The sequence below is a fragment of the Methylobacter sp. BlB1 genome (genome assembly GCF_015476545.1).
In the GTDB taxonomy this organism is placed as follows: Bacteria; Pseudomonadota; Gammaproteobacteria; order Methylococcales; family Methylomonadaceae; genus Methylobacter.
In genome coordinates this window covers 1-11,181 of the sequence record NZ_JADMKV010000099.1, presented here as the reverse complement: position 1 = coordinate 11,181, position 11,181 = coordinate 1, and the positions used below count along the sequence as shown (strand labels likewise).

The window sequence follows — 11,181 nt, the reverse complement described above, 5'->3', positions numbered from 1 at the left end:
GACAAAGTCCCTCGGTAATTAGTCCGTCAGTTTCCCTCGGTAATCACATTTTTACACATTAAGTGATGGCAGATTGCGGTTATATAAAACAAAGAATTGCCCTAATTTACGGCATGAGGTGGGGCGATTGATATTGCCCGGCAAGCTGTTCGATTTCCGTCATGTATCGTTCATAATCCGGCGAATCCGCACGGCTGTAATTCCAGTTTTTATAAAGCCCGGTGATTCGGGTAAAAAAATCGCGCGCGGCATCTTTGTCCTGAAATTTAAATTCGGCCGTCAACAGCTTTTTCAATAAGCGAAAACTGGCTAACTGTCGCTCGCGCGGCATGTTGGCATCCACTTCGTCAAAGGCGTCCTGCTGCAGATAGGCCATGTCTAAAAGCACCGATTTCTGCCATTCAATGAAATCTTCCAGGGAAATCCCTTCTTCGCCGGTAACCTGCATGACCTGATAAATGCTGTCGCCGCGCTCCAATAAAGCCATCATGTCTTTAACATCGCTAATCCATTGCGGGTCAAGTTCGCTCTTGAACCATGGCGCCAGCTGATCCAGATACCGGGACCACGACAGCAATGGATCAATGGCCGGATAAAAGCGTTTATAGGCGCGGTCGGCGGACAAACCCAGAAAAGTTTTGACGGTGCCTAAGGTGGATTGTGTGACGGGTTCCTCGAAATTGCCGCCCGCCGGGGAAACGGTGCCGATCAGCGTCAGCGCGCCGGTGCTACCGTCGGCGCAACGGATAACGCCGGCGCGTTCATATAGATTTTTAATGGCCGAATCGAGATAAGCCGGAAACGCTTCCTCGCCCGGAATTTCCTCCATCCTGCCTGATGTTTCGCGCATTGCCTGCGCCCAGCGCGAGGTTGAATCGGCGATGAGCAGGACGTGATAACCCATTTGCCGGAAATATTCCCCTAGGGTGATGCCGGTATAGATGGAGGCTTCACGCGCCGCAACCGGCATTGAAGATGTGTTGCAGATAATGATCGTCCGGTCCATCAACGTCCCTCCGGTGCGGGGATCGGCCGTTTCAGGGTATTCGTGAATGGTCTCGACAACCTCACCGGCTCGCTCGCCACAAGCGACGATGATCACGATATCGACGCTGGAATAACGCGCGATCAGGCTTTGCAGGACCGTTTTACCGGCGCCGAATGGCCCGGGAATACAGCCGGTGCCGCCTTGGGCGATGGGAAAAAAGGTATCGATGATACGGGTTGCCGTAGTCAGCGGTATGGCCGGAAACTGCCGTTCGATATAGCGCTTGCGCAGCAGGTTTTCCGGGATAGGCCGCCGGATCGGCCAGCGCTGGGCCAGGGTTAATTCCCGCTCCTCTCCAGCAGGCGTTTGATAGCGTGCGACAACCTCATCGATGCTGTAACTGTCGCTGCGGAGCCAGGTTACCTTGACCGGTTCCGCCTCATTGAAAGGAATCATGATCTTGTGCTTGAAGGGCCCTTCCGGCACCGACCCCAGGACGCCGCCGGGCGGCAATGTGCCACCAATTTCTATCGCCGGCGTGAACTGCCATTTTTTATCGGGGTTCAGCGGCGAAATTGAAACGCCGCGCGGCAGGAAAAAGCCGTATTTTTCCGCCAGCACATGCAAAGGATTCAACAAGCCGTCGAAAACCTGCCCAAGCAGGCCGGGACCCAGAGTGGCCGACAGCATTTCGCCGGACAGTTCCACCCGGTCGCCGACCCGCACGCCGCGGGTGTCCTCGAATACCTGCATGTCTGCGGTCCGCCCGCGAACCCGGAGAATTTCGGCCTTGAGCCGTTCATCGCCTACGTGCACATAACCGACTTCGTTTTTCATCACATCGGCAGCTTCATCGAACTCGATCAATATCAAACTTTCCTTGACGCCAATCACGGTCGCAAAGACGGCGCCGGTTTTTTCACTGGACATGTTTAACCTCATCGATCAATTTTTTGAAGTGGTGTTTCGCGGCATCGGCATCGCGAAGCAGCCAGGCTTGCAGGATATCCCACTGAAACACATAGGCGACGATCGGTTCAAAACCGAAAGGATTGGTATCAGCCAGGCGCGACAGGTGTCGCCATACGACCTCCATCAACAAGCGGTCCAGAGCGACGGCATCGGCAGCGGCTATAAGGCGGTCGGCTTCGAGTAGCCACGGATAGACGTGGCTCAGATGGAAATCGGGGACATCCCAGTTCGCTTCGATCCGTCTGACATGGCTGCCCATGCCCCAGATTTCAGCGCCGGGGGGGCTTCGCTGGGCCTGCCTGATGCGTAACGCGGCAAGCAGCGTTTGCATATCCAGACGGTATTCCACGAATTCCCGTAACACCGGTTCACTGATGTCCTGAAGGCTGCGGTTTATCCGCTCGATGGCTTTGGCGCCGCTGCCAAACTGGGCGGTCGACGATGGCCGCCAGCCCACCAGTCTTTCGGCCAGATAGATTTGCCGGGTTTCGCTTTCGTCAAGCATGCGCAGGCGCTGTTCCAGGCGCAAGCGGGTCAGCGGCAAGCGCTCGGCATCGGCAAAGTAGGGCAGGTGCGGCAGACTCGCGACGACGGTATAGTAATCCTTCATAATCCGGCTAGCCTCTACTCGATGCCCGCCAATATGGCTTGTAAACGCGGGGACAGGCGCTCTGCCAGCATTTTGGCGATCGCCTTGTCAGATAAGTCGATTTCCAGCTGTTCGTTGACCAGACGCACTTTCGCGCCGCCCGAGATGCTGCTGTCCGGCCGCAGTTCAACACCTTGGCGCAGCATGTCGCTGGATAAACTCAATATGACCTGTTTGCCTAAATCCCGAAGCTTTGGATCGGATTGCCCGGCCAATACGGCTTCAGAGAGCATAATTTGAATGTCTTTATCCTTGATGAACTCGTCCACGCTATGACCGGCCAAAACTAAAACCAGATTCTTGAGCAACTCCTGGTCTTGCGTAGCGGTTGTCACCAGGCGGCGCACAAAGCCTTCGAAGGCCGTGGACACCAGATTTTTCAGTTGCAGCACGGTATCGCGTGCGGAAAGTCTCAAGGCTTCCGATGCCGCGGCGCGCTCGGCTTCAATTTCCGAAGTCGTCTCGGCGCGCATCTGGTCGGTCTCTTTTTTCGCATCACTGATGAGTTGCGCCGCTTTGGCTTCCGCTTCTGCGAGAATGCGCGCGGCATCCTCTTTGGCTTTTTGCACGCCCTGGTCGCGGATTCTGTCGATTAACGCCTGTACACTGGTAGTGTCGCTGATATGTTCCGACATAATTTGCCCCCCGTCAGCTTATTTGGGAATGCCGCCGGACAGCACCAGCGCAAAGACGAATGAGAATACCGAAAAACCTTCCACCAACGCGGCCGGTGCCAGGGAAATGCCGAAAACCTCCAGTTTGTTTTTCGAGGCATTGATGGCCGCGGCGCAGGTGCTGCCTTGAGCAAAGGCGCTAATCATCAAGGCCAGTCCGGTGAGGATGCCTATGCCGAAAATGCCGGGCGAATTGTCGATGGTCAGATCGCGCCTGAGCGCCATGGTGACGACAATACCGTAGATAGTCTGGGAGGAAGGCATCGCGGCGACACCGATAAACCGGCCGTATCCGCTTTCCAGATCCAACAGTGCGCCGCAAGCCGCCATGCCGGCGCGGGCACAACCGATCCCGCTGCCGATTGCGCCCAAAGCCAGCGGAGCGAACATGCCCAGCCAGCCTAATGATATGATGATTGAATCCACTGCGAACCTCCTGTCGTCTAAAAGTTACAGAGAAAACCGAAGTAGTCTTGTCGTGTGCTATGGTCTCATCTCTCGTTGCGGCGGAAAGGCTTGAACTGCCATCCTTCCTCCTTCAATCCCCAATTAAAAAACTCAATAACGTTAAGCCGCAAACCGTGAATGACGGCGCTCGCCAGTCCCAGCACGAGATTGACCGTATGACCCAGCAGCAGTACCAGAAAACCGAAAACAATGCCTACCCCCGGCATGGCGTCATAGATGCTTGTGGTCATGCGGTTAAATTCCAGCGCCAGGGCGCCACTGGCGAGGCCCAGTGCGAATAAGCGCAGATAGCTGAGCACGTCGCCGAAAGCGCCGGTCACTTTGGTCAGGCCGAGAAGGCCTTTCAGCAGTCGGCTCAAGGGCTTATCGTAAGGCGCTGCAAACAGCAGCACCAGGAGTGTGCCCGCTCCGGCGAGCAGCACTGACAGCGGTTTCAGAACGCCAGGCGCATAAGCCGTAGAAATCAGGAAAATCAGCCCGGCCGTGACGACGCAGGCCCAGCCGATTGATTCGAGCCCTTCTATGGGATTCTTATGTCGCATCGCATCCATCGAGGCTCCCAAAATGACGTGTATGCAGCCGATAAAGACTGAAATAGCCATCATCAGGTTGGTATTGCTCATATCCAATACATGCAGCGCCGCCAGCGGCGTACCGCCAGGCGGTGCGATGCCAAAATAACTGCCGATCAGCATTCCGTACAGCAGCGAAAGGACAACGATGGTCAGACATAAAGGCCGAAAGCGTCTTCCTGCCTGTGATGCGCCCATCTTGCGCCAAAAGAAGAGCAGCAGAATGCCCAGCAGCAGCGCATAGCCGGCATCGGCCAGGATCATCGCAAAAAACAGCGCGAAAGAGATGAAGACGACCGGTGAAGGGTCCCAGGTACGGTAACCCGGCGTCATGTAAAAATTGACCAGATCCTCGCCGGCCGAAAGCCAGGACGGATTCTCCAGATAAGTCGGCGGGTTTTCCTCCGGCTCTGCTTCACGGCTATCGATATGCACACGGTGGCGGCGCGCATAATCGGTCAGCTGCGGGAGGCGATCCTGCGGCGCCCAGCCGCGCAACCCGAACATTTCATGGCGCGTGTAAGTCTGATTCAGCGCGGCTGTCAATGCGGCTTGATCTTCCAGGGTGGCGATATTGTCTTTGAGCAGTGTATACCAGCGGGTCAGATAGGCCCGTTCCGCCTGCACGTCCTCGATAGCCAGCTCCACCTCTTCAAGTAGAGCCTCCAAAACATGCCGGGGCTGGTAGCCTGTATGCGTGCGATTGACGGGCATGCCTTCAGGCTCGCTTTCGGAAATAACCACGACATAATTATTACGGTTATCCTTTTTGATGATCTCATAAGGCAACCCCAGTTCCGCCACTCTGGGCATATCGCGGTGCGGCACCACATAGAACCAGAAGCGGAGATTGCCCATTTCAGGCAACGGCGAAAAAACGAAATCGCCCCACGGACGCATGTCCTGAATGCGCTTGATCAGAAAATCGCGCTCATCGGTGAGCTCCAGCAATCGCCGCCGGACATCGAGCGTCTTGCCTTCGATTTCCAAGGCATCGAAACGGCTGACGTCCCGGCTTTGCCGTCTTCGATGCGGATATTCGCGTAAGAACTGCAGCGCTTCCCGCGCTCCTCCGCTAGGGCCGACGGCGGTGGCAAGCGTCTCGCCTTCCGGGGCCAGCGGTTCGATATGCAGACAGCCCAGATTCTGTAAATCCTGCAGCAAGCGTTCCCGGTCTTCCGTCAAGCCGGCAAAAGTGACCTTGTTCAGGCGGGCGATGCTCATTCCGGGCCCTCCGTCAGCACGTTCCGCTCCTTCAATTGTTTCGATTTGGCGAGTTTCGAAGTGACTACGGCGGCGCGTTCGGCTTCACCCAGATAAATCCGGATGCGTTGAATATTGCTATGCGCGGTAGGAATCAGAATTTTCTCGAACAGATTGACGCGCTGGGTCACCCGGCGCAACTGCACACGTAGAATCTCCAGCCGCTGGCAGGCAATTTCGGCGCGCAGACGGCTGGTTATGGCATCCTTCAGGCGTTGCACCAGTATGTCGATCCAGGGCGGCGTGATTAAAGGAGAATAGTCCGCGATCCGGCAGTCGAGCGATTCCAGCACCGGCAGTCTCACACCGACGACATTTTGTTCACCCAGCCGGTAACCCGTTACTACGACCAGGTCCCGCAAGCGTAGGCTTTCGTCAGCCAGCATCGGCAATTCTTGGCCGATACGTGTTTCCAGCGCTTCGCTGGCGGATAGCGCTTCAGTATATTCGTTCTGGGCCTTCTGCGCTTCCATCGTCAGTTGCCGGCGTTTCAAATCGAGCGAAGGCAGCAGGCGCTTGTACAGCTTTAACTGTTCCTGCTGTTGATGCAACGCCTGCTTGCTGAGCTTCAACTTGGCCATGGAGGACTACTCCCGGTTCGTTGCGGAAACCTGCTGCGGGAAATATTTGTCGACCAGATTCTTTTTCATCAGCAGTTCCTCGGGCGTGAAACATTCCGCCAGCGTCTGCCAGCATAAATCCAGCGCATCGATGACGCCCAGGGAAACGCTGATGTCCATGAAGCGTTCTTTAAACAGCTTGCCGAACTTTAATAACTTGTGATCCAGAGGCGACAATTCGAAAGCCATTGCCTGCTTCTTTTGCGCTTCGACGGCGCCGGAATAAAAACGGATCATGGTATTCATGATCTGGCTGTGGTCTTCGCGCGTCGCCTTGCCGACGACGTGCTGCTTCAGGCGCGACAGGGAGCCGAACGGATCGATAATGCCGTCATGCAGATAAAACTGGCCTTCGGTGATATAGCCGGTATTGTCCGGTACGGGATGCGTCACATCATCGCCCGGCATGGTGGTGACGGTCAGGATGGTCAGCGAGCCGGCGCCTTTGAAATCGCAGGCCTTTTCATAGCGCTGCGCGAACTGCGTGTACAGATCGCCCATGTAGCCGCGCACCGCCGGAATACGTTCCTGGGCCACGCCCAGTTCTTTCATCGCATCGGCATAGGCGGTCATGTCGGTCAGCAATACCAGCACGCGCTTGTTTTCATCCACCGCCATTTTTTCGGCCACCGCCAACGCCATGTCCGGTATCATCAAACGCTCGACCAGGGGATCGGACGCCTGATTGACGAACATGACGGTACGGTGGAATACGCCGTGGGTCTCGAACGACGTGCGGAAGAAATGGTAGTCATCGAAAATCAATCCCATGCCGCCGAACACCAGCACGTCGGCGTTCGCCTGAAAGCCGATGCGGGCCAGCAGTTCGTTATAGGGTTCACCGGCAACCGAGAAAATAGGGATCTTTTGGCTTTCAACCAGACAATTGAACAAATCGATCATCGGTACCCGAGTCTCGATCATATGCGATGGCATGACGCGCATCGCCGGATTGACGGTCGGCCCGGCCACCGGAATGCGAGGATCTGTAGTCAGGTCCGGGCCTCCATCGATAGGTTCGCCGGAACCGCGGAAAATCCGTCCCAAAATATTTGGAGAATACACGACGTCCAGGCTGCGGCCGAGGAAGGTAACCGTGGCGCCGGTCGATAAACCTTTGCCGCCGGCAAACACTTGCAGGCTGACAATGTCGCGGTCTAAATCGACGACTTTCGCCAGGGACGTCTCGCCGTCGGTGTTTTCAACACTGGCCATTTCGCCGAAAGCCCGTCCCTTGGCACGCACTCTCACGGTATCGCCGACGATCTCCAGAAGGCGGGTATGGCGGGTAAGATTCTGAATCTGATTCATCACAAAGCTCCAAAGTGAGTACCGGAGAACGATGTCGATAAAGGGCGGATATTCCATTCCTGCCTTCACGCATTCATGCACTGAATCATTTCCCTCAAACCGCACAGGAAAGACGCTATTGAGAACGCTACGCCAGCAGAAAGTTTCCGAATCACCGGAAAAGTTAAGGTTTCGCATCAACTCCGTATTTGATTGCGCGTGGATAGGCCCATGCGAACTTTTTCTTAAACTGAGCATCTATTTCGTTATTAATGCTGCGAATTTAATGCGTATCCTTCATCATTCAGTGACAACCAGGGTATTTGTTATGACCTCGAAGCAAGTAAATAGTAGCTGTTGCCAAGGTAATAGAATATTGCTCCGGGCTATATTACTACTCCTCGTCATGCACGCAGTCGGTTGCGGCAAAGAGGAGCAACAGGAAGCTAAAACGGCGGCACAAGGCCCTTCTTCCGGAGCGCCAACATCTTCCCAAGCATCCAAAGCCGCACCTTCCGGCACCGCATCACCGCCCGCCGTTACAACATCACCCTCTCCACCGCCAGGAACAAAACCCTTAACGAATATTGAATCATTGGTGGCGCCGATCGCCCTCTATCCCGATCCACTGCTGGCGGAAGTGCTGGTCGCCGCCACGTATCCGCTGGAAGTGGTGCAAGCGGCCCGCTGGCTCGAAACCAAGCCGGACCCGGCGACAGTGCGCGACAAAAACTGGGATGCCAGCGTTGCCCGGCTGACGGCAGTTCCTTCAGTCATTGCAATGATGGACAAACATTTGGACTGGACCACTCAGTTAGGCGATGCCTTCCTGTCGAACCCTTCGGAGTTGATGGATGCGGTCCAGGCGCTGCGCAAGCGAGCCTCCGATGCCGGATTGTTAAAGGATTCCGAACAACAAAATGTGGAAGCCAAGACCGTATCGCTCTCCGAACCTGCCGAAGGAACGGAAGCCAAGGCGACGCCGGCCGTTGTGACGAAGGAAGTGATCACCATCGAACCGGCAAAGGCCGATACCCTGTCGGTCCCGAGTTACAACTCCAAGGCGGTGTATGGGGCACCGCTTGCGTCACCGCCGGCAACGACGACGGGTTATGCCGCGGGGGCGGCGCCAAGCTATTATCCGGCCTATTACCCGCCTGCCACAACCACCACTTCTTCCAGTGACCAATGGATCAACTTCGGGACCGGTGCGATTGTCGGCGGGCTGTTGACTTGGGGCATTATGGAATGGGCCGACGATGACTGGGACGATTACCATGTTTCGCATTATTATGGCGATGCCGTATGCCATGGGGGGAATTGCTGGCATGGCGGCGGGGGAGGCGCTTACGGCGGCCGGTATGGCAATGTGAACGTAGACCGGGGCGACATCAATCGTGACGTCAACATTTCCGGCAATGAAATCAATATCAACCGGGAAGGCACTTTCAAGTCGGACCAACTGACGGCCTTGAAAGACCAATCCAACCGCTGGCGGCCGGATGCGCGCCACCGCCGGGGGCAGCCTTACCCGCCGGCGGCACAGCAACGTCTGGGACGTCTGCAGCAACCGGCCCTGGCCGGAAGCCGGCTTAGCGGCGCAGAGAACCTTCCGGCGGAAATGCGCGGATACGGCAACAAGCAGGCGGCACAACTGGCTGCGCAACCCCGTCCTTCCAGCAGTGAAATCCAGCAGCGGCTGGCTACAAAGCCCGGCAAGAAATCCCCGCCAAGCAAAGCCGAGGCTAGGAAGCGCCCATTGCCAAAGAGCAGTGAAAGCGCCTTGGCAGACTTACGCGCAAGCGGGCAACGCATCAAGACAGAAAGCAGGCGAGGCGCATCAAGCGTAAATTCCCGATCGCCGGAAGTCCGCAAGTCCACCGGCAAGCAAGGCGCTGGCGTCAGCCGCCAGCGACCTGAAAGAACGTTGGCAGAAAGTCGCAGACCGTCGCAACAGGGGGGACAAAGATCGGCCTACGATACCCAAAGATTCCAAGACCGGCGGAATCAGGAAGTCCAACGCTCCCGAGTGCAGCAACGCCGGGAAGCGTCGCGCCCGAGTGCATTTGAAAGCGTTCGAGACCGCGGCCGTTCCCGCGATTTCAGCAGCCGCGGCAATGCCAGCCGCGTGAGTGCCCAGCCCAGCAGACAAATCGGAGCCTCTGGCGGCGGCCGCGCTGCAGGTGGAGGCGCTGCGCGAACCCGCGGGGGAGGCCGGCGATGAACGGGTGCCGATATAACATTGTTTTGAATTATTCGGATGCGATACGCAGGCAAGCCGGTTGTTTTTTCAGCGTGCACCTGTCATCGACCTTTAATCATGCGAGGATTCAATCGTGATATCTTTCAAACTCCGCCATACCTTTTCTGCATGCTTATTTGTAACCTCAGCGCTTTTTTTTACTGCCGTATCCGCTGCCGACTCCGCAGCTGAAGCTGAGGGGCAAAGTTTCGCATCGCCTGAAGAAGCGCTCAAGGCCCTGCTCAATGCCGCGCATGACGGTAGCAGCGAGAAAATCTCCGCCATTTTCGGCAGCAAATACGCGCAAATTTTCTCATCGGGCGACGCAACGGAAGACAACAACAATCGCTCGGACTTTCTCAACATGGCCGAAGAGAAATCGTCAGTTGAAATGGAAGGTGCAGACAGAGCCATTCTGCATTTTGGCAAGGATGACTGGGCGTTTCCGGTGCCTGTGGCAAAGCATGGCGAGCAATGGCAATTCGATGCCGAGCAAGGTGAAAAAGAAATTCTCAATCGCCGCATTGGCCGCAACGAGCTGCAGGCGCTGGGTGTAATACAGGCTTATGTAGAAGCCCAGGTCGAGTACGCAGCCAGTGATCGCGACGGCGACGAAGTATCCGAGTTCGCCGTTAAATTGCGCAGCGAGCCGGGCAAATACGACGGGTTATTTTGGGAAGCTGCGCCCGGTCAGCCTGAAAGCCCGCTGGGTCCGCTCGTGGCTCAAGCCAAAGCGGAAGGCTACAGCACAAAAAGCGCCGCCGGCACGCCGACCCCTTACCATGGCTATCTGTACAAAATTCTCACGCAACAGGGCAGTCATGCACCTGGCGGAAAGTACAATTACATCATAAACGGCAATATGATCGCAGGCTTCGGCCTTGTGGCATTTCCCGCAGTATACGGTTCCTCAGGAATCATGACGTTCATAGTCAATCACCAAGGCAAAATTTACCAGAAAAATCTGGGACCGCAGACGGCGAAAACGGCAATGGCAATGAAGCGCTATGACCCGGATGCGTCATGGCAACTCGCGAACACAAACCCGGCCGAGTGAAGCTATAAGGTATCCATCATGAAACGATTCGAACTTCTCAAGCAAACCCGCCAGAGTACCGAGTATTCCTGCGGCGCTTCAGCGCTTCAGACGGTATTGAGCTACTGGGGCTGGGACGTAGATGAAGCGGAGCTGATGCAACTTCTGCACACGACTCCGGAAACCGGCACTTATCCGGAAGATATTGTGCGAGTCGCCCGCTCCTTGAGATTCGAAGCCGAGATAAAAGAAAATCTCACTTTAGAAGAAATCGAGCAGGCCACAGCTGTCGGCAATCCCGTGATCATTCTGGGACAAGCCTGGCAAAGCCGCCAGGATTCGGATCAATCGGCAGCCTGTGTAGGCTGGGTTGGAGCTTTAGCGGAAACCCGGCATGGGCGGCCGAA

General features: G+C 56.1%; 10 protein-coding genes. 3 read left to right on the top strand and 7 right to left on the bottom strand.

The features are described 5' to 3' along the window. Positions 1 to 106: 106 nt before the first annotated feature. The 7 genes from IT781_RS20745 to IT781_RS20715 all read right to left on the bottom strand — a co-directional run bounded on the left by IT781_RS20745 (position 107) and on the right by IT781_RS20715 (position 7,517). Entirely contained in the window at positions 107 to 1,918 is a 1,812-nt protein-coding gene (locus IT781_RS20745; protein ID WP_194972081.1) for a V-type ATP synthase subunit A, read from the bottom strand. Next, positions 1,908 to 2,570 carry a DUF2764 family protein gene (locus IT781_RS20740; RefSeq protein WP_194972080.1) on the bottom strand — a complete coding sequence of 221 codons (663 nt, stop codon included), beginning with the start codon at positions 2,568 to 2,570 and terminating at the stop codon, positions 1,908 to 1,910. The genes IT781_RS20745 and IT781_RS20740 overlap by 11 nt, the downstream gene beginning before the upstream one ends. 14 nt (positions 2,571 to 2,584) lie before the next feature. Continuing rightward, positions 2,585 to 3,244: a hypothetical protein gene (locus IT781_RS20735; protein ID WP_194972079.1), complete on the bottom strand. Its 660-nt coding sequence runs from the start codon at positions 3,242 to 3,244 to the stop codon at positions 2,585 to 2,587. 18 nt (positions 3,245 to 3,262) lie between these two features. Then, positions 3,263 to 3,709, bottom strand: a complete 447-nt coding sequence (locus IT781_RS20730; RefSeq protein WP_194972078.1) for an ATP synthase subunit C — start codon at positions 3,707 to 3,709, stop codon at positions 3,263 to 3,265. A 65-nt stretch (positions 3,710 to 3,774) separates the two neighbouring features. After that, positions 3,775 to 5,547 (bottom strand): V-type ATP synthase subunit I, encoded by a 1,773-nt coding sequence (locus IT781_RS20725; protein ID WP_194972077.1) that lies wholly within the window; start codon positions 5,545 to 5,547, stop codon positions 3,775 to 3,777. Next, entirely contained in the window at positions 5,544 to 6,167 is a 624-nt protein-coding gene (locus tag IT781_RS20720; protein WP_194972076.1) for a V-type ATP synthase subunit D, read from the bottom strand. The genes IT781_RS20725 and IT781_RS20720 overlap by 4 nt, the downstream gene beginning before the upstream one ends. A gap of 6 nt (positions 6,168 to 6,173) precedes the next feature. Beyond that, the gene (locus IT781_RS20715; RefSeq protein ID WP_194972075.1) at positions 6,174 to 7,517 is read right to left on the bottom strand and encodes a V-type ATP synthase subunit B; all 1,344 of its coding nucleotides are present in this window, start codon (positions 7,515 to 7,517) and stop codon (positions 6,174 to 6,176) included. 385 nt (positions 7,518 to 7,902) lie between these two features. Between IT781_RS20715 and IT781_RS20710 the strand changes: the two genes are divergently transcribed. From IT781_RS20710 to IT781_RS20700, 3 genes are all read left to right on the top strand, one after another. Beyond that, the gene (locus tag IT781_RS20710) at positions 7,903 to 9,720 is read left to right on the top strand and encodes a DUF3300 domain-containing protein (RefSeq protein ID WP_194972074.1); all 1,818 of its coding nucleotides are present in this window, start codon (positions 7,903 to 7,905) and stop codon (positions 9,718 to 9,720) included. Positions 9,721 to 9,832: 112 nt separating this feature from the next. Then, positions 9,833 to 10,795, top strand: coding sequence for a DUF2950 domain-containing protein (locus IT781_RS20705; RefSeq protein ID WP_194972073.1), 963 nt, complete (start codon positions 9,833 to 9,835; stop codon positions 10,793 to 10,795). A gap of 18 nt (positions 10,796 to 10,813) precedes the next feature. Continuing rightward, the coding region (locus IT781_RS20700; RefSeq protein WP_194972072.1) for a cysteine peptidase family C39 domain-containing protein at positions 10,814 to 11,181 on the top strand (368 nt) is incomplete at its 3' end.

What these genes read in the sequence shown, in the direction of transcription:
- IT781_RS20740 (WP_194972080.1), bottom strand. Translation starts at nt 2,570, where the DNA reads ATGAAGGATTACTATACCGTCGTCGCGAGTCTGCCGCACCTGCCCTAC.
- IT781_RS20720 (WP_194972076.1), bottom strand. Translation starts at nt 6,167, where the DNA reads ATGGCCAAGTTGAAGCTCAGCAAGCAGGCGTTGCATCAACAGCAGGAA.
- IT781_RS20710 (WP_194972074.1), top strand. Translation starts at nt 7,903, where the DNA reads ATGCACGCAGTCGGTTGCGGCAAAGAGGAGCAACAGGAAGCTAAAACG.
- IT781_RS20715 (WP_194972075.1), bottom strand. Translation starts at nt 7,517, where the DNA reads ATGAATCAGATTCAGAATCTTACCCGCCATACCCGCCTTCTGGAGATC.
- IT781_RS20745 (WP_194972081.1), bottom strand. Translation starts at nt 1,918, where the DNA reads ATGTCCAGTGAAAAAACCGGCGCCGTCTTTGCGACCGTGATTGGCGTC.
- IT781_RS20735 (WP_194972079.1), bottom strand. Translation starts at nt 3,244, where the DNA reads ATGTCGGAACATATCAGCGACACTACCAGTGTACAGGCGTTAATCGAC.
- IT781_RS20725 (WP_194972077.1), bottom strand. Translation starts at nt 5,547, where the DNA reads ATGAGCATCGCCCGCCTGAACAAGGTCACTTTTGCCGGCTTGACGGAA.